Here is a 24,392-nt window from a genome sequence, read left to right as displayed (position 1 = left end):
ATGCGACTTTGCACTGGTTTGCCGACCTTGCACGCCCTATCTGTGGCACCCGATGATGATGTGGAGTGCAGATGCGCCAATTGACCAAAACAGCCTCTAATTTGAATGACGATCAGATCAGCGGTTGGCGCACAATCCGCCGCGTCGTGCCCTATCTTTGGCCCGAGGAGCACCCTTGGGTCAAACGGCGCGTTGTGGGGGCTTTGGCGGTTTTGTTCTTAGCCAAACTGATCGCAGTGCTGACCCCATTTTTCTACAAGGCCGCAGTGGACGCCTTGGCCGGTGATGCCTCTGATGCGGCGTGGACCTTGGGGGCAGGGGCTGTTGGGCTGACTGTGGCCTACGGATTTGCGCGGTTGATGAATGTGGGCTTTCAACAGTTGCGCGATGTGATCTTTGCCAGCGTCGGCCAGCGTGCGTTGCGACAACTGGCGCTGGAGACTTTTACCCACATCCACAGGCTCTCGATGCGCTATCATATCACGCGCAAAACCGGGGGCCTCAGTCGGATTATCGAGCGCGGCGTCAAAGGCGTCGAGTTCCTGCTACGGTTCCTTTTGTTTTCGATTGGGCCCTTGGTTTTGGAACTCTTGATGATCGCGGTGATTTTGGCGCTGGTCTTTGATGTGTGGTATTTGGCCGTGGTTGTGGGCACAATTGCGCTTTATGTGTGGTTTACGTTCACTGTGACCGAATGGCGGGTCAAAATTCGCAAAGAGATGAACGATCAAGACACCGATGCCAACCAAAAGGCCATCGATAGCCTGCTGAACTTTGAAACGGTCAAGTATTTTGGAGCCGAGCAACGTGAGGCTGACCGCTATGACGTGGCCATGGCAGGCTATGAACAGGCAGCCCTGAAAACGTCTTATTCCCTCGCATTTCTGAACTTTGGTCAGTCTATCTTGATCACGGGCGGTTTGGTGATCGTGATGGTGATGGCCGCCATAGGCGTGCAAAACGGCGCGTTGACCGTCGGGGATTTTGTTATGGTCAACGCGTATATGATCCAGATCACCATGCCGTTGAATTTTCTTGGGACTGTGTACCGCGAAATTCGTCAGGCTTTGGTGGATATGGGCGAGATGTTTGATCTGTTGGAACAACCTGCCGAAGTCACGGACAAACCCGGTGCCCCTGCATTGAAGATTGATCATGCGGCTGTGTCCTTGCGGGACGTGCACTTTGCCTATGATCCAGCGCGTCCGATCCTGAAAGGGGTTTCGCTGGACGTTGAAGCAGGGCAAACCATCGCGATTGTTGGCCCGTCTGGATCGGGGAAGTCGACCATTGGGCGGCTTTTGTTCCGGTTTTACGATGTCACTGGTGGTGCTTTGACGATTGATGGCAAAGATCTGCGCGATGTGACTCAGGCCAGTTTGCACGATCAAATCGGGGTCGTCCCACAAGATACGGTGCTGTTCAACGACACTGTTTATTACAACATTGCCTACGGTCGCCCACAAGCCAGCCGGAGCGATGTAGAAGCCGCGGCAAAAGCCGCCAAAATCCATGATTTTGTGATGTCCTTGCCCGAAGGCTATGAGACCAAAGTGGGCGAACGCGGGCTCAAGCTGTCGGGCGGTGAAAAACAACGAGTGGGGATCGCCAGGACCTTGCTCAAGGATCCGCCGATTTTACTTTTGGATGAAGCCACATCGGCCTTGGACAGCCAAACCGAAGCGGACATTCAAGAAAGCCTGCAAGGCCTGGGCCAAGGGCGCACTGTTCTGACGATTGCGCACCGTTTGTCGACGATCGTTGATGCAGATGAAATCATCGTTCTGGAGGGCGGTGTGATTGTCGAGCGCGGACGCCATGATGCGCTGTTGTCGCAAGACGGGCGGTATGCGGCCATGTGGCACCGTCAAAGTTCGGAAGAGGGCGCAGCGCTGGCTGGATAGGGTGGAACGATCTGAAGATCGGCCCCTGCGGGAGCGGGCGGGGCCGCTGGCGCGGCCCTGTTTTTTGTAAAAGGGGCGCTGCCCCTCATGACCTGCCCCCGTGACTTGCTCCCGTGAGTTGCCCCTGTGGCCTGCGCGTCCGTCCCGTGGGATATTTTCACATAGCAAAAAACTGTGGCGATGGGCTATACTTTGGCGCACCAAGCCTTTAAAGCCCGTGCTTTACTCTCGCTTTGAAAGCCCTCCCTCGTGAAACAGACTTTAACCGCCGCGCTTGCTGATCGTGGATATGAAACGCTGACCCCTGTTCAGGAGGCTGTGACGGATCCTGCATTGGAGCAGGCGGATTTGCTGGTCTCAGCCCAAACCGGGTCGGGCAAGACTGTTGGCTTTGGATTGGCCATTGCGCAAACTCTGTTGGGCGATGCGGATGTGTTTGAACACGCACAAAGCCCACTTGCCCTTGTGATTGCCCCCACCCGCGAGTTGGCGATGCAGGTCAAACGTGAGCTGGCTTGGCTTTATGCGCAGGCTAAGGTGCGGCTTGCCTCCTGTGTGGGCGGAATGGACATGCGCGAGGAACGGCGTGCGCTGGAACGCGGGGCCCATATTGTAGTGGCAACACCGGGTCGTTTGCGCGACTACGTCGCCCGTGGGATCATTGATCTCAGCGCATTGCGCGCTGTTGTCTTGGACGAGGCCGATGAGATGCTGGACCTCGGGTTTCGCGAGGATCTGGAATTCATTCTAGCCGCCTGTCCAGAAGACCGCAGAACCTTGCTGTTTTCGGCCACGGTTCCAAAATCCATCGCAGGCCTTGCGCAAAAATACCAGCGCGATGCACAGCGGATCAACACGATCTCCAAAGCTGAGGCGCATTCGGATATCACGTATCTGGCTTATGAGGTCGGCAGTCGCGATGGCGAAAATGCGATCATCAACGTGTTGCGTTACTATGAAGCGCCTACGGCCCTTGTGTTTGCCAACACGCGCGCCATGGTCAACCGTCTGACCACGCGGTTGTCCAATCGTGGGCTGTCGGTTGTGTCCTTGTCTGGCGAGCTATCGCAATCAGAGCGGACCCATGCTTTGCAGGCAATGCGGGACGGGCGTGCGCGGGTCTGTGTGGCCACGGATGTTGCTGCCCGGGGCATCGATTTGCCTAAGTTGGATCTGGTTGTGCATGCGGAATTGCCGTCGAACCAAGAAACGCTGTTGCACCGGTCTGGGCGTACGGGGCGGGCGGGACGCAAAGGCGTCAGTTGTCTGATCGTGTCGCCACAGGTGCGCAAGAAGGCTCAGCGACTGTTGGGTTGGGCGAAATTGACGGCGGAATGGCAGGTCGCACCCTCGGCGGAAGCCGTGCGCGAGAAAGATCATGCGCGCATGTTGGCCGATGAGGCCTGGAGCACTGAAATTGGCGAAGACGAGGCGCCGATGGTGGCAGGCCTTTTGGATCAATTCACGCCGGAACAAATCGCAGCGGCCTATTTGCGGCTCTATCAAGAGCGGCACACAGCGCCCGAAGAATTGAGTGCGATAAACGCCTCTGACACCAAACGCCCCCCACGCGAGAATTTTGGCCCAAGCACGTGGTTTGCGCTGACCGGTGGGCGCGACACCGGGGCCGAACCGCGTCGCCTTTTGCCGATGTTGTGTAAGGCTGGTGGCATCGACAAAAACGACCTGGGGGCCATTCGGGTGCAGCAGGATCAATCCTATGTTGAAATCCGTCAGTCTGCTGTGGATGGCTTCGTCGGGCGCGTCCCGGAAGGGACCGAAGTAGAGCCTGGCGTGCGCATCACGCGCTTGGCCAAAGCGCCGGATTTGGGCGGCGGTGGCAAACCCTCGCCACGTCCAAAGGGCAGCGGGGGTCACGGCAAGTCCAGCTACAAAGACAAGCCTAGCTACAAAGAAAAGCCTGCTTACAAAGATAAACCGGCCTACAAAGATAAGTCGGACTATGGGGATAAGCCGGCTTATGCTGGCAAAGCGCCGGCAAAAGCCAAAGCGCCCTATAACAAAGGTCCAGCCGCTGATGGCGCAAAGCCTGCAGCGAAAAAGCCGCCGTTTAAGAAAAAGACGCGTCCTGAAGACACACGCCCCGAAGGTGTCGTGACCGAAAAGGTCCGTAAGCCGCGCCATAAGGCGTCGGGCAAGGCTGGTGCCAAAGCCCCAGCAGGACGTGCGCCCGCTGTGGGTAAGCCGAACTCAAAAAAGAACAAAGCGCGTAGAGCGGCTGCAGTGGCCACGCAAAAGGGCGGCACAGCGCCGCCCCGTCGCAAATAGCAGTGGCTGCCGCTTCAGGCTATTCTGCAGCCTGAACTGGCGATTGTGGCGGGATCTTGGGATCGTCGCCCAGCGATTGATCAATTTTCGCCTGCGCCTGTTTCAGCTTGGCCTTTGCGGCTGCGATGTCGTCTTGGATGTCCTCGTGGACCTCGGGTTCAGGTTGGCTGTCTGTTTCAGCAATTGCATCGTCAACCCAGACGATCAGCGGTGATTTGACCTTGCGTGCTTGACGGGCAAGGGCCCAATCTTGCGCAATTTTGCTGCCACGGCGGGCACCCATACGGCTAAGCGCGCGCCCGATCCACGTCACATAGGTCGTCACCCAAACGCGTAAAGCCAGCATCGACGGTGTAAACACAAGGGTCAGAACCGTCGCAATCCCAAGGCCAAAGACCACGGCTGTTGCCAGCTGTTTCCACCAAAGTGCTGTTGGACTGTCGATGGTGTAGCCGCCAAAGAAGAAATCCAATGACAAGCCAAACATCATCGGCGCAAGGCCTGCCATGGTGGTAATAGTCGTTAGCAAAACAGGGCGAATGCGGTCTTCGGCAGTGCGCACGATGGCCTCGATCCGTGGCATGTAGCGGCTATATTCTTGGTAGGTATCGATCAGAACAATGTTGTTGTTCACCACAATCCCCGCCAAAGCCACAATGCCTGTGCCTGTCATGATGATTGAGAAGGCTTGGTCCATAACCAACATCCCGATCAAAACGCCTGTGGTGGACAAGACCACCGCCAGCAAAACCAGCACCGAGTTATAGATGCTGTTGAATTGCGCGAGCAGGATGATGAACATCAGACCCAATGCGCCCATGAAAGCCTTCGACAGGAATTCGCCGGATTCAGCTTGGTCCTCTTGGTCGCCAGTCCATTCCCAATCCACACCTGCAGGGAATGGGTTGGTGTCCAACCAAGCAGTGAGCGTCTCGATCCGTTCGGCGGGGGTGATGGGCACTTCGGTGACAGATCCGTCGTCTGCTTCGACTTCTTTGGTCAACTCTGGAAGAACATCGGCCTTCACGTCAAAGTAGCGTTTTTGATCGACGCGGTCGATTTGGCCTAGCTTTTTCACAGGTGTTCGCGTGATGAAGTTGGCCAAGGGCACAAGGCCGTCCGCTGTGCGCACTTTAAGGTCATCCAAGGTGCTTAGGACGCGGTCCTGTTCGGGCAGACGCACCCGAATGTCGATCTCTTCATCGGAGCTGTCTACGCGCATGGTGTCTAGCAAAATACCCCGCGTGACCAATTGGACCATAGCCCCAACAGTGGCCACATCGGCCCCAAACCGACCGGCTTTTTCCACGTCGACTTTGATTTCCCAATCGATGCCGGGCAGGGGCAATGTGTCTTCGATCAGGGTGAGGGCGCCAACGCGCTCGAACTCGGCACGGGCCAGCGTTGTGGCTTCAGCCAAGATATCCAGATCCTCGCCTTTGATCCGCAAATGCACAGGCTTGGCCGAGGCAGGACCCCGCGACAGGTTCAGAATTTCGGTTCTGATGCCGGGAATTTCGGCCAGTTGCGTAGTCAATTCTTCGATAACGACATCGCCATCAAGCTGTTCCAGAGTGACATCTTCGCGGCTGGCGGCAAAGTCGGCGCGTTCTTCCCATGGGATGGTCTCAAGCTGGACCTGACCAATGGTGTCGCGCGGGCCTTCGGCGCCGCCTGTGTTGCTGTTCAACCCACCTTCGCCGGCAAAGGCAAACGCCGTTTGAATACCCGGGTGGGCCAAAACGACGGCTTCGACTTGTTTGACCAGTTCGTCTTTTTCATCCAACGACAGGTTGCCGCGGGCGCGAACGTAAACGATGGCTTGCTCTGGCTCGGATTCCACAAAGAATTCAACGCCATTGTTGTTTTCGCCAAAGGTGGTGAAGGTGACCATCACAAAGCCGATAACAGCGGCGATCGACACCAAAGGCATAACCGGGTTGCCTGCGATGAACTTGATGAAGTGACCAAAAAGGGTCCGCTTGCGTTGTCCGCGCACACGTTTTGCTTTGCGTTGATATGTCACCGATCCCATCACCACAGACAGGGCAAAGGTTCCCAGCAGGAACATCCCAGCACCAGCCGCAAGTGCTGCGGCACCTGGGGCCTCAGGCGGGAGAATATATTGCGGGTTGAGGGTTTGCATCGCGCCGCCAAAGGTCAACAACAGGGCGGGGGCCAACAAAACCACACGCACAAGCCACGGCAGCGTGCCACGCAGCCAGACCGACATATCCGCGAATGCGCGGCTGACGCGTCCAGTGACACCGCCCATGACGGGCAGGTAGATCAGGGCCACAACCAGCGAGGCGGACAGCACGAAAATCAGCGTAACGGGCAACATGCCCATAAACTGTCCCGGGACGCCGGGCCAAAACAGCATGGGCAAGAACGCGCAAAGTGTCGTCGCGGTCGAGCTGACGATAGGCCAGAACATCCGCTTGGCGGCTTCAGTGTAGGCCTGCATTGGCCCCGAGCCTTCTTGGATGCGTTTATCGGCGTATTCGACGACCACAATAGCTCCGTCCACCAGCATCCCTACGGCCAAGATAAGTCCAAACATCACGATGTTTGAAACAGTGATCCCCATGATCGCCAGCAGCACAAAACACAGCAAAAATGATGTTGGGATCGCAAAACCCACCAGCAGTGCAGGCCGCATGCCCAAAGCCGCAAGGACCACGATCATCACTAGGGCAATAGCCGTCAGGACCGAGCCCTCAAGCTGGCTGACCATGGAATTAACCACGCGGGATTGGTCATTGGATGTGCCCACTGTGATGGCGTTTTGCAAGTCTTGCGGCCAGCTGGCTTTGGTTTCTTCGACGATCTTTTTGACCTCGGCAGAGGTGTCGATCAGGTTGAAACCTTTGCGCTTGACCACTTGCAACGCGACGGTGTTTTCGCCGTTAAATCGCGCCGTTCCTTCGCGGTCCTCAAACGTCAGGCGGATGTCCGTCAGATCACCCAAAGTGATCACGCGATCGCCATTGGTCTTTACCGGCAGGTCATAGACATCGCGCGGCTCATCAAAGGAGGAGGGGATTTTCACGCCAAAGCTGCTGCCGCCTTGTTCCACTTCGCCTGCTGCGACCAGCAGGTTGTTATTGGCGACCACATTGATCAATTCACCGGCAGTGACATTGTAGGCCTCAAGGCGCAAAGGATCGATCACGACCTCCAGCATCTCGTCCCTTTGGCCAGCCAATGCGGCCTCTAGGACGGCATCTAGCCCCTCGATCCGGTCTTGTAGATCCTTGGCGATTTGCACCAGAGTGCGTTCTGGCAAGGCGCCTGTGAGGTTTACAATGATGATTGGGAATTCGGAAAAGTTGATCTCGTTGATCGAATATTTATCCGCACCTGCAGGGAAGCTAGCCTCAGCCGTGTTCATGGCATCGCGCACATCGGCCATGATTTTGGTCTTGTCCCAACCAAATTCAAACTCAAGCGCCACACCAGCGTAGTTTTCCGCCGCCGTGCCAGAGATGGTTTTTAGACCGTCCAGATCGCTCAGTTCGGTTTCCATCGGTTTGACCAGCAGTTTCTCACTGTCGGTTGCGGAAATGCCTGGGAAAGGGACCGATACAAAGAGGGCAGGGATTTCAATATCCGGTTCGCCCTCTTTGGGCAGGACCAAATAGGCCCCGGCGCCTGCGACGAGTGACAGGATAATAAAGGCCAGAACCATCCGCGCACGGCTGGCGGCCCAATCAACAAGACCAGTCATCAGTTTGCCTCCCGGTAGGTGACTTTGACGGGAACACCGTCTGTGACGTATTCTTGGCCTACAACAATCACGTCTGCAGCGGCATCAAGTCCTTTGACCCAAACGCCTTCGCGTGTGTCACGCACCAGTTCAACGGGGCGGAACTGTGCGGTTTGGGCTTCGTCCACGACGCGCACACCCAAGGCACCTTCGTCGTTCAATGTCAGGGCAGAGCCCGGCAACAAATGCGCCTCTGCGCCGTCCGAGGCAATCTGCATCTCAACAGTTTGGCCATCACGGATGGCGTAATCGGGGTTTGGCACTTCAAACTCAACGCGGAATGTCCGGGTAAGTGCATCGGCCGAGCGTGACAGAAAGCTCACACGCCCCTGCATCGTGCCGCCGGTTGCCAGACGGGCCGCCCCAACAGAGCCAACTGCAATTTTGTCAACTTCGGTTTCAGGGACAAATCCCACCAATTTGATCGGATCCAGCTGCAAAATAATGGCACATTCACTGCCCGGTTGCAGCAGGCTGCCAAGTTCGGCTGTATCCGTTTCCAACAGGCCAGCAAACGGCGCGCGGATTTCCAATTTGCTAATATCGCGCTCGACAGTTGCTACGGCAGCCTCGGCCGATTGCACGCTTGCAAGGGCGCTTTCGATCCCGCCTTCAGCGCTTTGAATACCTGCTTCAGCAGTCTCAACAGCGGCCAAAGCCGCTTCTACGGCGGCAGTCGTGGCTGCCACGCGGGTGGTCGAGGCAAAACCGTCTTTTTTCAGCGCAGATGCGGCGCGATCGTTGATCAGGGCCTCTTCCAATCGGGCCTGTGCGCCGCGCAGCAAGGCGCGGGCCTCTGGAACACGGGCCTGAGCACTGGGCATGTTAGCCTTGGCTTCGGCCAGACGCGCACGCGCCTCAGCCAGAGATGAGGCGCGGGTGCCTTCGTCCAAATGACACAGCAGCGTGTCGGCCTCGATATAGGCGCCTGCGCGAAGCGGTTCTGAAATCACCAAACCGGAGGTTTCGGCCCGTACCAGAACCTGACGTGATGCTTGGGTTTGGCCCCGCACCAACACGGCGCTATCAATCGTTTGGGCCTGACTGGCCAAGGCAACGACGCCCACAGGATCTTTGGCCGGTTCAATGTCACTGGCGTAGTCGCCGTCCTGTTCGCCACCAGCGGCAAAGGCCATCAGTGCCTCACGCTCGAACACCAAAACATACAAAAACGCAGACACCAAAATAGCTGTGATCACGGGAAAGAATTTCATACCGGGCCTTTCGTCTATACAGCCAAGTGATCCGGAGGGAGGGCGGACACTATAATTAAGTAGGGTCGTTTTACACAGTTACCACTACTTACGCATTACTAAACCAATCGGTTCAAAATAAAATTTTATCCCTGCTTGAGCAAGGAAAATATCGCTAACCCGCGCCACTGTGATCGAAATACGCCGCTTTACGCCGAACTTGGGTGTCTAATGGCTTGGCATTCGGGTGGGATGTTGCGTATGTAAGGCGCAAGTTTTTGACGGTAAGCCCTAAAAGAACGCCAATGGAATAAAGGGATCGCCTCAGGTGTCTGAAACAGAAAGCTTTATCGAAGAAGTCAGCGAAGAAGTTCGCCGCGACAAACTTTATGCGGCAATGCGCCGCTATGGCTGGATCGTCGCCGCTCTGGTCATTTTGCTGGTCGGCGGGGCCTCTTATAATGAATATCGTAAATCCGTGGCGGCCTCTCAGGCGCAGGATTTGGGCGATGCGGTTCTGGCAGCAATGAACGCCGAAGATCCGCAAACACGGATCACCAGCCTAGCCGAAGTTCAATCCGACAATGAGGGCATGGTTGTGGTGCAATTGTTGCGCGCAGCAGAGCTGTCACAGGCCGATCGCACAGACGAGGCCGTAGCGCTGTATGATATCGTGGCACAAAACGCAGAGGTTGAACCGCTCTATCGTGATTTGGCGCAGCTCAAGAAATTGGCACTGCAGGCCGAAACCGCTGATCTGGAAACCCGTCGCGCGGGCTATGTTGCCTTGGCGGCCCCCGGCAGTGCCTACCGGTTGTTGGCCGAGGAACAGCTGGCCCTTTTGGACATCGAAGAGGGTCAAACAGACCCGGCCATAGAGCGTTTGCAGCAAATCCTCGCAGACGGTGAAGTCACAGGAGGCTTGCGCCGACGCGCGTCTCAGTTGATTGTGGCCTTGGGTGGGTCCTTGGATCCAAGTTAAGAACCCTGTATGCGGCCATGCCGTGACGCAGGAAAAAGGGATGACGCCTTTTGATCGACTTGCTGATATAAAGCGGCGATAGGGGTGGAATAAAGGAAGGGTGAGCAGTGAATACCTGGACACAGTGCATAATAGTCTCGGGCCTTGTCGTTTTGGCCGCATGTGGACGCCAAGAGGTCATCCTTGAAGGGGAACGCTTTGATCTGCGTGCAGAGCTGCCAACGGCAGACGCCACAGAACTGGCAACAGACGAGGCCGAAGTAACAGCACCTGATACGGCTTTGACATTGCCTGCAGCTATTGCGCTGTCTGAATGGACCCACCGCAATGGCAACGCCCAGCACGCCAGCCCGCATTTGGCGTTTTCAGCCGCACCTGCAGCAGCATTCTCGGTGAAAATCGGCGATGGCAACAGTCGCAAACATCGCATTACAGCAGATCCGGTCGTCGCGGATGGGCGCGTGTTTACACTTGATTCTAACGCCTTGGTCAGCGCCCACACAACATCCGGTGCACCAGTGTGGTCCCGTGACCTGACGCCTGCCTCTGATAAATCCGACGATGGATCGGGTGGCGGTTTGGCCATCGATGGCGGGGTTTTATATGTGACCACGGCCTTTGGCGAACTTCAGGCGCTTGATGCAGCAACGGGGCGAGTGGCTTGGGTTCAACGGTTGGATGCGCCGGCAACTGGGGCGCCAACTGTCGTTGATGGTTTGGTCTATGTCATTTCTGCTGACAGCGTCGCTTGGGCCATTGATGCCGCGGATGGGCGCGTCAAATGGCAAGTCCCGGGCACACCGTCGATTTCCAACATTGTCGGGGGCTCCGGCCCCGCTGTAAATGATGATCTGGCGATCTTTGCTTTTGGCTCGGGCGAGGTCATGGCGACCTTCCGGCAAGGAGGGGTGCGCCGCTGGACGACCAATGTTCTGGGCGAGCGCCGTGGCCGCGCCTATGCAGCCTTTAGCGATATCACGGGCGAGCCTGTGATCTCGGGGCGGGACGTCTATGCCGCCAACCAATCGGGTCGTGTTGTCAAACTTAGCGTGGATACAGGTGATCGCATTTGGACGGCCACAGAGGGCGCGTATTCGCCTGTATGGCCGGTCGATAACGCTCTGTTTTTAGTTTCAGAGCAAGGTGAATTGGTCCGCTTGGATTCCGCGACAGGCGAGCGGGTCTGGGGCACGGCGCTACCGTATTTCACCAAAGACAATCCCCGTCGGCGCAAAGCGGTGTTTTCCCATTATGGCCCAGTTTTGGCGGGCGGCAGGTTGTGGGTTGCCAGCAATGATGGCCTGATCCGCAGTTTTGATCCGGTTACAGGGCAGGGCACCGGCAGCCTTGAGATCAACGGCGGGGCCAGCAGCAACCCTGTGGTTGTGGGCGGCACGATGTATGTTGTCAGCGCCAAAGGCCAATTGCACGCTTTCCGTTAGGCCCAAAAGGGGCTAAAGCAGCCTCTTGATCGCTTCGGAGCCGGAATCATGAGCTTTACCCTTGCCATTGTGGGCCGCCCTAACGTGGGCAAGTCCACGCTGTTCAACCGTTTGGTGGGCAAACGGCTGGCGTTGGTCGATGACCAACCGGGCGTTACTCGCGATTTGCGAGAAGGTGAGGCGCGGCTGGCCGATCTGCGGTTTACGGTCATCGATACGGCTGGTCTGGAAGAGGCTACAGACGAAAGCCTGCAAGGGCGCATGCGCCGCTTGACCGAACGGGCCGTGGATATGGCTGACGTTTGTTTGTTCATGGTCGATGCAAGGGCAGGTATCCTGCCTGCCGACATGATCTTTGCCGAAATTCTGCGCAAACGCGCGACCCATGTGATTCTTGGCTGTAACAAGGCCGAAGGCAAAGCTGGTGAAGTTGGCGTTTTGGATGCCTATTCGCTGGGATTGGGTGAACCTCTGCGGCTGTCTGCGGAACATGGCGAAGGCATGGAAGACCTTTACGAGGTGCTGATGCCGCTGGCCGATCAGTTCGAAGCAGCGGCGGCTTTGGCCGATACGGAAGTCGAGGTGGACGTCGAAGTGCCTCAGACTGACGATGACGTGGATCCTGACGCCTACCGGCCGCCGACACATGCTAAACCATTGCAAGTGGCAGTCGTAGGGCGCCCAAATGCAGGCAAATCCACACTGATCAACAAAATCATCGGCGAAGATCGTCTGCTCACTGGCCCAGAGGCCGGCATTACACGGGACGCTATTTCAGTTCGTATGGATTGGGACGGCTTGCCCATGCGAATGTTTGACACCGCTGGCATGCGCAAACGGGCCAAAGTCCAAGACAAAGTCGAAAAGATGTCTGTGTCTGACGGTGTGCGTGCAGTTAAATTCGCTGAAGTTGTGGTTGTCTTGCTTGATGTGGGGATTCCGTTTGAACAGCAGGACCTGCGGATCGCTGATCTAGCCGAACGCGAGGGACGCGCTGTGGTGGTCGCAGTGAATAAATGGGATCTGGAAGACGAAAAACAGATCAAAATGAAAGAGTTGCGCGAAAGTTTTGAACGGCTATTGCCGCAGCTTCGTGGTGCACCTTTGGTGACGGTCTCGGCCAAAACCGGTCGCGGATTGGACCGGCTGCGTGGCGCAATTGAGAAGGCTCACGAGGTCTGGAACCGCCGCGTCAGTACCGCGCGTTTGAACAATTGGCTCACTGCGATGATGGAGGCCCATCCGCCCCCCGCACCCTCAGGCCGCCGGATAAAACTGCGCTACATGACGCAGGTCAAAACCCGTCCACCGGGCTTTGTTGTGATGTGTTCAAACCCGGAAAAATTACCCGAAAGCTACTCGCGCTATCTGGTCAACGGTCTGCGTGAGGACTTTGACATGCCCGGGACACCCATCCGTCTGACCATGCGCAGTCAGGCCGATAAAAACCCCTACAAAAACAAGAAGAAAAGCACGCCGTCCCGGCTGCGAAAACACACGGGCAACAAACTCAAAGGCTAACGTGCCTGAACGTCGCTTTGCAAAAACTCTTGGGGGTGAGCGCTTTGCCGCGAGGGGGCAACGCCCCCTGAACCCGCTCGCCGCAGGCGCCGATGGTCAGATCGACCACCCTTGCAATAAAACGCTCGGCCTAGCTCTCGGTGCGTAGGTTCCCAATAGCTTTGATGCTGACCAGCATAATGCCCAGCACGCTGAGGATCGACACCACGGGGTTCATGAACTGGTTGGCAACCACAATCCCAATCAGAGCCCAGACCAAAGCTATTGCATATTCCGGGGCCTGCACGCGCGTTGTGAGCACCAGTAACCCAATGTTCAACGCAATAAATATCCCGATAACAGCCCAACCGGTTTGACCAAAGAACAGGCCATAACCCGCACCAATGGTCCCCAAAGACACGCAAGCCGCAGCGGTCAACCACCCCGCATAAAGCGCCACAGGTATTTGCAGCCATGCGCGGTCCGTCTTGGGGCAACGGTAAAGGGCTACCAATGCGGCGATCAGCATCACAAATATCAAAAATGTGGCTGCGACCGCGTCGGTTTGGGCAATCGGGATCCACGTGGCACCGACGGCAATGCTCAGGATCAGCCCGGGGCGGACCCGGTCCCATGCCGGATCATCGCGACGTTTGGCCAGCCCGTAACACGCGCTGACCAGCAACCACACATAGATCAGACCCCAGATCGCAAAGGCGTAACCCTCGGGTTCAACCGGTGGGTTGATCTGGGCAATCGGCAACTGATCTGGCCGAAAGCCCGAGAACGGACCACTGAGAAGCGGCGACAGGACAAACGCGACTGTAACAATCAGCGTCAGGATCGCCTTCATTGCAGGCTACCGTCGCGGGCCAGACGGGACTTGCCACCCAAATAAGGATGCAAGACCGCTGGTAAATCGACGCTGCCATCGGCCTGCTGTCCGTTTTCCAACACCGCAATCAACGCACGCCCCACGGCCAAGCCCGACCCGTTCAGGGTGTGCAAGAACGCAGGCTTGCCGCCGTCGGCAGGCTTAAATCGTGCGTTCATGCGACGGGCCTGAAAGTCGCCACAGGTCGAGACGCTAGAAATTTCGCGATACTGGTTTTGACCGGGCAACCACACTTCGATGTCGTAGGTCCGCTTGGCGCCAAAGCCGATATCGCCTGTACATAGATTAACGGTGCGATACGGCAGCTCAAGCGCTTCTAAAATACCCTCGGCACAGCGGGTCATGCGAGCCTGTTCGTCCTCGGAGGCATCCGGGTGCACAACGCTGACCATTTCGACCTTTTCGAACTGGTGTTGGCGCAACATACCAGCAGTGTCGCGACCGGCACTGCCGGCCTCGGACCGGAAACACTGGGTGTGCGCCACATAGCGCCGCGGCAAATAATCGGCCTCAACGGTCATACCATTGACGATATTGGTCAATGTCACTTCTGCTGTGGGCACAAGCCACCAACCATCAGTGGTGCGATAGCTGTCTTCGCCAAACTTTGGCAATTGGCCCGTGCCATACATCATTTCGTCGCGCACCAAGACAGGGGTCCACGTTTCGGTCAGGCCGTTTTTGTCCACATGAGTGTCCATCATGAACTGGGCCAAAGCACGGTGCAAACGGGCGACAGTGCCAGACAAGACCACAAAGCGACTGCCGGACAACCGCGCTGCGGTTTCAAAATCCATTGCAGGTGCGACCGAGGGCAGTTCGTAGTGCTCAACGGGATCAAAATCCAAATCGCGCGGCGTGCCCCACCGCCTCACTTCGACATTGTCTGCTTCATCCGCACCGTCTGGCACGTCGTCATGCACAATATTGGGCAATCCCATAAGTAAATCGGTCAGCTCTGCATCTTTGGCTTTGGCCAAATCATTCAGGCCCGCGATTTCATCCTTTTTGGCGGCCACAAGGGCACGCAGACGTTCAAATTCGGCCTCGTCACCACGTCCTTTGGCGGCACCGACCTCTTTGGAGGCTTTGTTAGCCTCTGCTTTTGCCTCTTCCGCTTTTTGGATGCAGCCACGACGCGCTTCGTCCAGAGCCAAGATTTCAGAGGACAGACCCGACAGCCCGCGTCGTGCCATAGCGGCATCAAAGGCGTCTGGGGTCTCGCGAATTGCACGAATATCATGCATTGTGTGTCCTCCTGATTGATCTCTAGAAACGTGGCCCCCATATGCCTCAGCAGCACGCATTTGAAAACTGCCAATTTTTACGCCTTTGGCAGCCTTTGCGCCCATTGCGCTTGGCTGTGGTGGCAAGTAGGGTGCGCCGAACGAAACGCAGACGGATCTAAACCCGTCCGACCAGACAGATAAGAGGTCCCCATGGAAGGCAGCGCACTTGCCCAGTTTATCCCACTCATCCTGATCTTTGCGATCATGTATTTTTTGTTGATCCGACCACAGCAAAAGAAGGTTAAGGAACATCAGGCGATGGTAGCAGGCCTGCGCCGCGGGGACCAAGTTGTGACCGCTGGCGGCTTGATCGGCAAAGTGGCCAAGGTCAAAGACGATAACGAAATTGAAGTAGAATTGGGTGATGGTGTTAAAGTGCGGGTCGTACAGAATACAATCGCCCATGTTCGCAACAAGACCGAGCCTGCAGCCTAATCCCAGCCTGGCCCTTGGGGGGGCAGTTTTGAATGCTACAGATTGACCTGTGGAAGCGGATTTGTATCTGGCTGACAGTTTTTGTGGGGCTGTCGTTGGCTGTCCCGAACTTGTTTTACACTCGGGTCGAGACCCACAATGACGCGTTACAGGCCATTGAATTGGGTGCCGATGAGGCTGTGGTTGCAGATCAACTGGGCCAATGGCCGGGCGTTTTGCCGTCATCATTGGTGAATTTGGGTTTGGATCTGCGCGGCGGGGCGCATCTGTTGGCCGAAGTGAAGGTCGAGGATGTTTATGCCGCGCGAATGAAGTCGCTCTGGCCAGAAATGCGCAACGCTTTGCGGGATGAACGCGCGACTGTTGGGGCTGTGCGCCGCCAAGAGGGGCCTGCAGATGAACTGCGGGTGCGTATCGCCCAACCCGAAGCCATGGAAACAGCGCTGGCCGCAGTGCAAACAATTGCGCAACCCATCACGACACTGTCCGGTGTTGAATCAAACGACATCGAATTTCGCGCCGAGGGCCCGGTGATCATAGCCACGCTGTCCGAGGCAGAACGCGAGGCAAGCGATGAACGTACGGTACGCCAAGCTTTGGAAATTATTCGCCGCCGCATTGACGAGGTCGGCACCCGCGAGCCAACGATCCAGCGCCAAGGGGCCGATCGCATCCTGATCCAAGTGCCGGGTATCGGTTCGGCCCAAGAACTTAAAGACATCATCGGCACCACAGCCCAGCTGACTTTCCAAGCCGTAGTCAGTCGCACCAACGATCTCAATGACCGCGCAGGCGTTGGCAATGAAATCCTGCCGTCGACGGACGAGCCGGGCGTGTTCTATATCCTAGATGAAAACCCAGTTGTCACAGGCGAGGACCTGACCGACGCGCAACCCAGTTTCGATCAGAACGGCCAACCGGCGGTAAGCTTTCGCTTTGGTCCGTCCGGCGCGCGTGCGTTCGGCCAGTTTACTTCGGAAAATGTTGGTGCACCTTTTGCGATTGTTTTGGATGGCGAAGTGGTTTCTGCCCCTCGCATCAACGAAGCGATCCTTGGTGGGTCGGGGATCATCACTGGCAACTTTGGGGTCGAGGAATCAACAAACCTTGCCGTGCTGTTGCGGGCAGGGGCCTTGCCTGCGGAACTGACTTTCCTTGAGGAACGCACCATTGGGCCGGAACTGGGCCAAGACAGCATCGACGCTGGACGCATCGCCTGCATTATCGCTTTTGCGGGTGTGTTGATCTTTATGGTGCTCAGCTACGGCCTGTTCGGCGTCTTTGCCAATATCGCTTTGATCATCAACGTAGGCCTTATCTTTGGCTTGTTGTCCCTGATCGGGGGTACCCTGACACTGCCGGGGATCGCTGGGATCGTGTTGACCATCGGTATGGCTGTGGATGCCAACGTTCTGATTTTCGAGCGGATCCGCGAGGAACTCAAAACCGCCAAAGGCCCTGCACGCGCCATCGAGTTGGGTTATGAAAAAGCCCTGTCGGCCATTCTGGACGCCAACATCACCACGTTCATCACTGCTGTGATCCTCTTTGTTATGGGCTCCGGCCCCGTGCGCGGGTTCTCGATCACACTGGGGCTGGGCATCCTGACATCTGTCTTTACCGCGATCTTTGTCACACGGCTGCTGGTGGTCATGTGGTTCGAACGCCGCCGTCCCAAAACGATCGAGGTCTGATCCATGCGCTTACGTCTTGTCCCCCAGACCACAAATTGGGATTTCTTCAGCCGCTCGAAACTTTGGTTGGGTATTTCGGCCCTTTTGATGGTTGTCGCTTTTGCCTCGTTCATGATCCAAGGTTTGAATTTTGGTATCGACTTTAAGGGTGGTACAACTGTTCGGACCCAAGCCAGCCAGCCTGTGGATGTTGGTGCCTATCGCGCAACTTTGGAGCCGTTGAACCTAGGCGATATCACCATCACAGAAGTGTTCGATCCGCAATTTGCCGAAGATCAACACGTGGCTATGATCCGTATTCAGGCCCAAGAAGGTGAAGAAAGCTTTTCCTCGGACACCGAAGTGGCGCTGCGGGCTGCTTTGCAGAACTACGATGAGACCCTGACAATCCAAGCGATTGAATCTGTGGGGCCCAAAGTCTCGGGTGAATTGATCCAGACGGCTATTATCGCTGTGGTTTTGGCCATCGCGGCCGTGTTGGTCTACATCTGGCTGCGCTTTGAGTGGCAGTTTGCGCTGGGGGCGGTGGCCGCCTTGGTGCACGACGTGATCCTTACCATCGGTGTGTTTTCCGAACTGCAAATCCGGTTCGATTTGGCGATTATCGCGGCTTTGCTGACCATCGTGGGCTATTCGCTGAACGATACAGTGGTGGTGTTTGACCGAGTGCGCGAAAACCTGCGTCGCTACAAAAAACGCCCGTTGAAAGAGGTCATGAATGTCTCAATCAACGAGACACTCTCGCGCACGGTCATGACATCGGTGACTACGCTGATTGCGTTGATCTCGCTTTATATCTTAGGCGGTGATGTCATCCGTGGATTTGTGTTTGCGATGATCTGGGGGGTGATTGTCGGCACCTATTCATCGATCTTTGTGGCTTCTGCCATGTTGTTGTGGTTGGGCGTCAAACGCGATTGGTCCAAGCCAGACAACACGGCTGGCAATCAATACGCCAATATCGACGCATAATATGCGGCTCAACGAGGTCATATTCACCGATGCAGTCCCTGTTGAGGGATATGGCCCCGGATTTTTCCGCGTGGGCGATCATGTCACCGATGGCGCAATGCTGTTGACAGACAAAGGCGTGGCGAACTGGGGCGGCTATACCGATGTGGAGCCTTTGCTGGCGTTAGTAGGCTTTGTTGACGTGCTGTTTGTAGGTACAGGGGCGGATGTGGCCCATATTCCTGCAGATTTACGCACGCGTCTAGAAGATGCGGGTTTGGGGGTAGAGGCGATGAATTCACCTTCGGCCTGCCGCACCTACAATGTGTTGCTCTCTGAGGGGCGGCGTATTGCGCTGGCGGCTTTGCCCGTTTAACGCTTTAGGCTATGGGGTTTTCCGTATCCAATTTGTCCTGCGCCCGAGGCGGTCTGGCAGTTCTGGCCGACGTGTCGTTTGATGTGGCTGCAGGCACTGCTTTGATCCTGCGCGGTCCAAATGGCATTGGTAAAACGACCCTGCTGCGCACGATCGCAGGGCTCCAACCGGCCTTGGGCGGGAGCATTGATATCCCCGCTGATCAAGTCGCCTATGCAGGCCATGCGGATGGAATCAAATCCGCCCTGACTGTCGCAGAAAACCTACAATTTTGGGCCGGGGTATTTGGCACAACGGGTGTCGCACCTGCGATCAAAGCGTTCAATCTGACAGCCCTCAAAGATCGCACTGCGGCCAGCCTGTCTGCAGGCCAAAAGCGCCGTTTGGGATTGGCACGATTGCTGGTGACCGGCCGTACCCTGTGGATCTTGGACGAACCTACCGTGTCACTGGATGCAGATAGCACGGCTCTCTTTGCCCAAGCCATCCGTGAGCATCTTAAAGGCGGGGGCAGTGCCCTGCTGGCCACGCATATCGATCTGGGGCTTGAGGCAGATACCCTCGATCTGACACCGTTCAAGGCCACAAAAGCGGTGGAAGATGGATTTCACGAGGCCTTTTTATGATCGGTTTGTTGCGCCGCGATCTTGCACTGGCCATACGGGCAGGGGGCGGCTTTGGCCTTGGCCTTGCGTTTTTCCTGATCGTTGTGGTGTTGGTTCCCTTTGGCGTTGGTCCCGATGGGCAACTTTTGTCGGCCATTGCACCGGGTATCTTGTGGCTGGGCGCGTTGCTGGCCTGCTTGCTGTCTTTGGACCGGATCTTTGCCTTGGATTACGAGGATGGCAGCCTTGATCTGTTGGCCACATCACCCCTGCCGCTGGAATCTATCGTGCTGACCAAGGCACTGGCCCATTGGGTGACAACAGGGGTGCCGCTTGTCTTGATGGCGCCTGTCTTGGGTATCATGCTGAACTTGCCGGGACCGGCCTATGGCGCGCTGGTACTCAGCCTTGCTCTGGGCACACCGGCCCTTAGTTTGATCGGTGCATTTGGGGCAGCCCTGACGGTGGGGTTAAAACGAGGCGGGCTTTTGCTGTCGCTGTTGGTGCTGCCAATGTATATCCCGACGTTGATCTTTGGGGCACAGGCGGTTGCCAGCGCTGCAAACGGCCAAACATTGGCCACACCGCTGATGATGATCGCGGGAATTACCCTTGCCTGTATCGCGCTGTTGCCCTTTGCCGCAGCCGCAGCCCTTCGTGTCAATCTCAGGTGACAGTCTCACGCCCATGTGTATAGTCACCCAAAACGTCAAAAGTTAAACAGGCCTCATGTCTCTTTGGAAATACGCAAATCCGCAGTTGTTTATGTCTTGGTCCGGCAAGGCCTTGCCTTGGTGTATGGGCCTTGCGGCCGTGACCACACTAACTGGTCTGATCTGGGGCTTTTTCTTCACGGGCGATGACTTTCGCATGGGCAGCACGGTCAAGATCATCTACATCCATGTGCCCACGGCGATGATGGCGATCAATGCATGGATCATGATGCTGGTGGCCTCGCTGATCTGGTTGATCCGCAGGCATCACGTCAGCGCTCTGGCAGCCAAAGCCGCAGCGCCGATCGGCCTCATAATGACAGTAATCGCCCTTGCTACAGGGGCCATTTGGGGCAAGCCGATGTGGGGCACCTATTGGGCGTGGGATCCGCGCCTGACCAGCTTTTTGATCCTTTTCCTGTTTTATTTGGGATACATGGCCCTCTGGGCTGCACTTGATAATCCGGATACGGCAGCGGATCTGACGGCCGTGCTGTGTCTTGTTGGGTCGGTTTTTGCGTTGCTGTCGCGCTATGCTGTGCAGTTCTGGAACCAAGGCCTGCACCAAGGTACCTCCGTGCCTGTGGCCACAGGAGAACGGACAGTAGATGATATATTCTTTGTGCCCTTGATGATCTCAATGGTGGGCTTTGGTTTGCTGTTTATTGCTCTTGTTTTGCTGCGGACACGGACCGAAGTGCGGGCCCGTCGCGCCCAAGCGCTTGAGGCCCGCGCGAGGCAAGCCGCATGATCGATCTGGGCAAATATGCCAGCGATGTTTTGCTGGCCTACGGTGTGACACTGGTGCTGATGTTTGGGCTGATTGCACTGTCCTGGGCGGCCTCTCGCCGGACCAAAGCACGGCTTGAGGCGTTGGAGCGCGACACAGATGGTTAAACCCCTGATGCTGGTCCCCGTGGCTGTTTTCGCCGGCTTTGCCGGTTTGGCGTTGGTGGGCATGTTGCGTGACGATCCAAACGCATTGCCCTCAGCCCGCGAAGGGCAACAGGCGCCGCCCGTTGTTCTGACGCAATTGGGCGCCGAGACCCCTTTCACAGATGCAGATTTGCGGTCCGAGGGCGTCAAATTGGTCAACTTCTGGGCCAGTTGGTGCGCGCCGTGCCGCGCAGAACACCCCACGCTGATGCAATTGGCCGAAGAAGGCCTGCCCGTATACGGGATCAATTACAAAGAACCCAGCAGCCAAGATGCCCTGGATTTTCTAACCGAACTTGGCGATCCCTACACGCAAATTGGCGCGGATATCACAGGGCGAGACACAGCTGTGGAATGGGGTGTCTATGGCATCCCTGAAACCTATGTGATCGACGGATCGGGCACTATTATTCTGCGCTTCGCAGGTCCGGTCACCCAAAGGGTTCTCACAGATACTCTGCGCCCCGCTTTGGAAAAAGCCGCTAGTAATTAAGCCTCAGCTTCTTTTTTCCCTAAATACTCAAATCCTGACAAACGCAAAACGCCCCACCATTTCTGGCAGGGCGCTTGTAGTCGCACAAGGCGATATACTCAGGTCAAGCCGCTTTGGCCAGGTTGCGCAGCACGTAATGCAACACACCACCGTTTTCGATGTAGTCAATCTCGACGGCTGTATCGATGCGGCACTTGAGGGTGATGTCCTTGGTTGAACCATCTGCCATGGTGATTGTGCAACCGACCTCTTGCAAAGGTGAAACACCCTCCAGATCGTGGATCGCTACAGTTTCTTCACCAGTCAGACCCAACGATTTGCGGGTGTCCCCACCAGTAAATTCAAACGGGATAACACCCATACCAACGAGGTTGGATCGGTGAATGCGCTCAAAGCTTTCAGCGATCACGGCCTTCACACCCAACAAAGCGGTGCCTTTGGCTGCCCAGTCGCGGGAAGACCCAGCACCATATTGCTCACCTCCGAAGATCACGAGGGGGGTGCCTGCGTCTTGGTGGGCCATAGCTGCGTCAAAGATGGAGGTTTGATCGCCATCCGGACCTTTTGTGTAGCCACCTTCAACACCGTCCAACATTTCGTTTTTGATACGGATGTTGGCGAATGTGCCGCGCATCATCACCTCGTGGTTGCCACGACGTGAGCCATATGAGTTGAACTCGCGCACGGGCACCTGACGTTCCACCAGATATTGACCCGCAGGCGTGGTTTCTTTGAACGAACCAGCAGGGCTGATGTGGTCAGTTGTGATCATGTCACCCAGCAGGGCCAGAACCTTGGCGCCTTCGATGTTCTCGATCTTTTTGGTGTCCATGGTGATGCCTTGGAAATACGGCGGGTTTTGCACGTAAGTCGAGGCAGCAGGCCAGTCGTATGTCTTTTCTTCTGTGGTTTCAACGCCTTGCCATTTTTCGTCGCCTTTAAAGACGTCCGCATATTTGGACTGGAACGCCTCACGGGTCACAGTGGCCTCGACCAATTCTGCGACCTCTTGGCTGGAGGGCCAAATATCTTTGAGGTATACATCATTACCGTCGCGGTCTTGACCGATCACGTCTGTGGCCAGATCAATGTCCATAGTGCCGGCCAATGCGTAGGCCACCACTAAGGGGGGTGAGGCCAGATAGTTGGCGCGCACGTCTGGTGAAATCCGACCTTCGAAGTTGCGGTTGCCGGACAATACGGACGTGGCGACCAAATCGCCTTCGGCTATCGCCTCAGACAGTTCTTTTTGGATGGGCCCAGAGTTACCGATGCAAGTCGTACAGCCGTAGCCCACAAGGTTAAAGCCAAGCGCATCCAGATCGTCTTGCAATTCTGCCGCCTCCAAATAGGCCGACACAACTTGGCTACCAGGGGCGAGGGATGTTTTGACCCATGGCTTGCGGTTCATGCCCAAAGCGGCCGCTTTGCGTGCCACAAGGCCTGCGCCGATCATCACGTAGGGGTTGGAAGTGTTGGTGCAAGACGTGATCGACGCGATCACAACCTTACCGCTTTCCATTGTATAGTCTTCGCCAGCCACAGCCACTTCTTTGCCCATTGGGCGTTTAAAGGTCTCTTCCATTTCTTTGTGGAAGGCCGCTTTGGCACCAGTCAGGGCCACATAGTCCTGCGGGCGTTTCGGACCGGAAATCGCTGGAACAATTGTGCCCATATCCAGTTCAAGGGTGTCTGTGTAGATCGGGTTGTAATCCGCATCGCGCCAAAAACCGTTTTCCTTTGCATAGGCTTCGACCAAAGCGATGCGGTCCTCGTCACGGCCGGTGTTCCGCAGGTAGCGCAGCGTCTCGTTGTCGATTGGGAAGAAACCACAGGTGGCACCATATTCCGGTGCCATGTTGGCGATTGTTGCACGGTCCGCCAATGGCAGGCTGTCGAGGCCTTCACCGTAAAATTCAACAAATTTGCTGACCACGCCCTTTTCGCGGAGCATCTCGACCACTTTCAGCACCAGGTCTGTGCCTGTGGTGCCTTCCATCATCTTACCAGTCAGTTTGAAACCAATGACTTCTGGGATCAGCATGGAGATGGGCTGACCCAACATTGCGGCTTCAGCCTCGATGCCGCCAACGCCCCACCCCAGAACAGCTGCACCATTGACCATGGTTGTGTGGCTGTCGGTGCCGACCAATGTGTCTGGATAGGCCACTTCAACACCGTTTTGGTCTTTGTCGGTCCAAACAGTTTGCGAGAGATATTCAAGGTTTACTTGGTGACAAATGCCCGTGCCGGGGGGCACGACGCGGAAGTTATCAAACGCCTTTTGACCCCATTTGAGGAACGTGTAACGCTCCATATTGCGTTCGTATTCGCGATCCACATTCATCTGGAACGCACGCGGGTTGCCGAACTCATCGATCATCACCGAGTGGTCGATGACCAAATCAACAGGGTTAAGCGGGTTAATCTGTTCTGGGTTGCCACCAAGGGCCACGATGCCATCGCGCATGGCTGCCAAATCAACAACGGCTGGAACACCGGTGAAATCCTGCATCAAAACCCGGGCAGGGCGATACGCAATCTCGCGCGGGTTCTGACCGCCTTTGGCGCCCCATTCACCGAAAGCTTTGATATCGTCTACGGAAACTGTTTTGCCATCTTCAAACCGCAGCATGTTTTCCAACACCACTTTCAAAGCAGCAGGCAGGTTTGCGAAATCGCCCAGACCGGCAGCCTGTGCTGCGGGAATAGAGTAATAGTCGATGGATTGGCTTCCAACGGTGAGGGTCTTGCGGGTTTTTGAGCTATCGTGACCAACTGTGACAGTCATGGCTGCGTCCTTTCAAAAGAGAAATGAAGTGGCTTTGGTGGCTATTTGCCCCATGCGGAACAGGCAATCAAGACCCTAAGCGTGTTTTTGTATACAATTGCACACAATAATTGGCATGCGGGTTGAAAATCATCG

At 56.3% G+C, this 24,392-nt stretch carries 19 protein-coding genes; 14 read left to right on the top strand and 5 right to left on the bottom strand.

Translation table 11 applies throughout. From position 1 onward, the window contains the following. Window positions 1–71 precede the first annotated feature (71 nt). Together ACIRQ6_RS09110 and ACIRQ6_RS09105 are read left to right on the top strand one after the other, a co-directional pair. Window positions 72–1,904: an ABCB family ABC transporter ATP-binding protein/permease gene (locus ACIRQ6_RS09110; RefSeq protein WP_420863812.1), complete on the top strand. Its 1,833-nt coding sequence runs from the start codon at window positions 72–74 to the stop codon at window positions 1,902–1,904. A 249-nt stretch (window positions 1,905–2,153) separates the two neighbouring features. Further along, entirely contained in the window at window positions 2,154–4,193 is a 2,040-nt protein-coding gene (locus ACIRQ6_RS09105) for a DEAD/DEAH box helicase (RefSeq protein ID WP_420863811.1), read from the top strand. 19 nt (window positions 4,194–4,212) lie between these two features. On the opposite strand, the gene ACIRQ6_RS09100 is transcribed toward ACIRQ6_RS09105, so the two are convergent. Together ACIRQ6_RS09100 and ACIRQ6_RS09095 are read right to left on the bottom strand one after the other, a co-directional pair. Next, window positions 4,213–7,923 carry an efflux RND transporter permease subunit gene (locus tag ACIRQ6_RS09100; protein ID WP_420863810.1) on the bottom strand — a complete coding sequence of 1,237 codons (3,711 nt, stop codon included), beginning with the start codon at window positions 7,921–7,923 and terminating at the stop codon, window positions 4,213–4,215. After that, entirely contained in the window at window positions 7,923–9,176 is a 1,254-nt protein-coding gene (locus ACIRQ6_RS09095; protein WP_420863809.1) for an efflux RND transporter periplasmic adaptor subunit, read from the bottom strand. Before ACIRQ6_RS09095 ends, ACIRQ6_RS09100 begins: the two co-directional genes overlap by 1 nt. Before the next feature lie 307 nt (window positions 9,177–9,483). On the opposite strand from ACIRQ6_RS09095, the gene ACIRQ6_RS09090 reads away from it, so the two are divergent. From ACIRQ6_RS09090 to der, 3 genes are all read left to right on the top strand, one after another. After that, window positions 9,484–10,137: a hypothetical protein gene (locus ACIRQ6_RS09090; RefSeq protein ID WP_420863808.1), complete on the top strand. Its 654-nt coding sequence runs from the start codon at window positions 9,484–9,486 to the stop codon at window positions 10,135–10,137. Between the two features lie 107 nt (window positions 10,138–10,244). Continuing rightward, on the top strand, window positions 10,245–11,579 hold the full coding sequence (locus tag ACIRQ6_RS09085) for a PQQ-binding-like beta-propeller repeat protein (RefSeq protein ID WP_420863807.1): 1,335 nt from the start codon (window positions 10,245–10,247) through the stop codon (window positions 11,577–11,579). 48 nt (window positions 11,580–11,627) lie between these two features. Then, on the top strand, window positions 11,628–13,100 hold the full coding sequence (gene der, locus ACIRQ6_RS09080; RefSeq protein ID WP_420863806.1) for a ribosome biogenesis GTPase Der: 1,473 nt from the start codon (window positions 11,628–11,630) through the stop codon (window positions 13,098–13,100). Between the two features lie 130 nt (window positions 13,101–13,230). Here the strand turns inward: der and ACIRQ6_RS09075 are convergent, their stop codons facing one another. Together ACIRQ6_RS09075 and serS are read right to left on the bottom strand one after the other, a co-directional pair. After that, window positions 13,231–13,932 (bottom strand): hypothetical protein, encoded by a 702-nt coding sequence (locus ACIRQ6_RS09075; protein ID WP_420863805.1) that lies wholly within the window; start codon window positions 13,930–13,932, stop codon window positions 13,231–13,233. Next, a complete protein-coding gene (serS, locus tag ACIRQ6_RS09070; protein ID WP_420863804.1) occupies window positions 13,929–15,221 on the bottom strand; it encodes a serine--tRNA ligase in 1,293 nt (430 codons plus the stop codon). Before serS ends, ACIRQ6_RS09075 begins: the two co-directional genes overlap by 4 nt. A 192-nt stretch (window positions 15,222–15,413) precedes the next feature. Between serS and yajC the strand changes: the two genes are divergently transcribed. The 9 genes from yajC to ACIRQ6_RS09025 are packed head-to-tail and all read left to right on the top strand — an operon-like array spanning window position 15,414 to window position 21,466. Beyond that, window positions 15,414–15,698, top strand: coding sequence for a preprotein translocase subunit YajC (gene yajC / locus ACIRQ6_RS09065; RefSeq protein WP_420863803.1), 285 nt, complete (start codon window positions 15,414–15,416; stop codon window positions 15,696–15,698). A 32-nt stretch (window positions 15,699–15,730) separates the two neighbouring features. Beyond that, window positions 15,731–17,392: a protein translocase subunit SecD gene (gene secD, locus ACIRQ6_RS09060; protein WP_420863802.1), complete on the top strand. Its 1,662-nt coding sequence runs from the start codon at window positions 15,731–15,733 to the stop codon at window positions 17,390–17,392. Window positions 17,393–17,395: 3 nt separating this feature from the next. Next, window positions 17,396–18,364: a protein translocase subunit SecF gene (gene secF / locus ACIRQ6_RS09055; protein WP_420863801.1), complete on the top strand. Its 969-nt coding sequence runs from the start codon at window positions 17,396–17,398 to the stop codon at window positions 18,362–18,364. A gap of 1 nt (window position 18,365) precedes the next feature. After that, window positions 18,366–18,719 carry an Mth938-like domain-containing protein gene (locus ACIRQ6_RS09050; RefSeq protein ID WP_420863800.1) on the top strand — a complete coding sequence of 118 codons (354 nt, stop codon included), beginning with the start codon at window positions 18,366–18,368 and terminating at the stop codon, window positions 18,717–18,719. A gap of 11 nt (window positions 18,720–18,730) precedes the next feature. Then, entirely contained in the window at window positions 18,731–19,345 is a 615-nt protein-coding gene (gene ccmA, locus ACIRQ6_RS09045; protein ID WP_420863799.1) for a heme ABC exporter ATP-binding protein CcmA, read from the top strand. Further along, window positions 19,342–19,998: a heme exporter protein CcmB gene (gene ccmB, locus ACIRQ6_RS09040; protein WP_420863798.1), complete on the top strand. Its 657-nt coding sequence runs from the start codon at window positions 19,342–19,344 to the stop codon at window positions 19,996–19,998. The genes ccmA and ccmB overlap by 4 nt, the downstream gene beginning before the upstream one ends. A gap of 55 nt (window positions 19,999–20,053) precedes the next feature. Continuing rightward, entirely contained in the window at window positions 20,054–20,788 is a 735-nt protein-coding gene (locus ACIRQ6_RS09035) for a heme ABC transporter permease (protein ID WP_420863797.1), read from the top strand. Next, window positions 20,785–20,934, top strand: coding sequence for a heme exporter protein CcmD (gene ccmD / locus ACIRQ6_RS09030; RefSeq protein WP_420863796.1), 150 nt, complete (start codon window positions 20,785–20,787; stop codon window positions 20,932–20,934). The genes ACIRQ6_RS09035 and ccmD overlap by 4 nt, the downstream gene beginning before the upstream one ends. Next, window positions 20,927–21,466 (top strand): DsbE family thiol:disulfide interchange protein, encoded by a 540-nt coding sequence (locus ACIRQ6_RS09025; RefSeq protein WP_420863795.1) that lies wholly within the window; start codon window positions 20,927–20,929, stop codon window positions 21,464–21,466. The genes ccmD and ACIRQ6_RS09025 overlap by 8 nt, the downstream gene beginning before the upstream one ends. A gap of 103 nt (window positions 21,467–21,569) precedes the next feature. Here the strand turns inward: ACIRQ6_RS09025 and acnA are convergent, their stop codons facing one another. Continuing rightward, window positions 21,570–24,257, bottom strand: coding sequence for an aconitate hydratase AcnA (gene acnA / locus ACIRQ6_RS09020; RefSeq protein ID WP_420863794.1), 2,688 nt, complete (start codon window positions 24,255–24,257; stop codon window positions 21,570–21,572). Window positions 24,258–24,392: the final 135 nt, after the last annotated feature.

The organism is Algirhabdus cladophorae, assembly GCF_044772865.1.
GTDB classification, from domain to species: domain Bacteria; phylum Pseudomonadota; class Alphaproteobacteria; order Rhodobacterales; family Rhodobacteraceae; genus Algirhabdus; species Algirhabdus cladophorae.
This window is presented reverse-complemented; position numbering and strand designations above follow the sequence as displayed.

Coding starts and splice junctions, on each gene's coding strand:
- ACIRQ6_RS09110 (WP_420863812.1), top strand. CDS start 72: ATGCGCCAATTGACCAAAACAGCCTCTAATTTGAATGACGATCAGATC.
- ACIRQ6_RS09100 (WP_420863810.1), bottom strand. CDS start 7,923: ATGACTGGTCTTGTTGATTGGGCCGCCAGCCGTGCGCGGATGGTTCTG.
- ACIRQ6_RS09095 (WP_420863809.1), bottom strand. CDS start 9,176: ATGAAATTCTTTCCCGTGATCACAGCTATTTTGGTGTCTGCGTTTTTG.
- der (WP_420863806.1), top strand. CDS start 11,628: ATGAGCTTTACCCTTGCCATTGTGGGCCGCCCTAACGTGGGCAAGTCC.
- ACIRQ6_RS09075 (WP_420863805.1), bottom strand. CDS start 13,932: ATGAAGGCGATCCTGACGCTGATTGTTACAGTCGCGTTTGTCCTGTCG.
- serS (WP_420863804.1), bottom strand. CDS start 15,221: ATGCATGATATTCGTGCAATTCGCGAGACCCCAGACGCCTTTGATGCC.
- yajC (WP_420863803.1), top strand. CDS start 15,414: ATGGAAGGCAGCGCACTTGCCCAGTTTATCCCACTCATCCTGATCTTT.
- secD (WP_420863802.1), top strand. CDS start 15,731: ATGCTACAGATTGACCTGTGGAAGCGGATTTGTATCTGGCTGACAGTT.
- secF (WP_420863801.1), top strand. CDS start 17,396: ATGCGCTTACGTCTTGTCCCCCAGACCACAAATTGGGATTTCTTCAGC.
- ACIRQ6_RS09050 (WP_420863800.1), top strand. CDS start 18,366: ATGCGGCTCAACGAGGTCATATTCACCGATGCAGTCCCTGTTGAGGGA.
- ccmA (WP_420863799.1), top strand. CDS start 18,731: ATGGGGTTTTCCGTATCCAATTTGTCCTGCGCCCGAGGCGGTCTGGCA.
- ccmB (WP_420863798.1), top strand. CDS start 19,342: ATGATCGGTTTGTTGCGCCGCGATCTTGCACTGGCCATACGGGCAGGG.
- ACIRQ6_RS09035 (WP_420863797.1), top strand. CDS start 20,054: ATGTCTCTTTGGAAATACGCAAATCCGCAGTTGTTTATGTCTTGGTCC.
- ccmD (WP_420863796.1), top strand. CDS start 20,785: ATGATCGATCTGGGCAAATATGCCAGCGATGTTTTGCTGGCCTACGGT.
- ACIRQ6_RS09025 (WP_420863795.1), top strand. CDS start 20,927: ATGGTTAAACCCCTGATGCTGGTCCCCGTGGCTGTTTTCGCCGGCTTT.
- acnA (WP_420863794.1), bottom strand. CDS start 24,257: ATGACTGTCACAGTTGGTCACGATAGCTCAAAAACCCGCAAGACCCTC.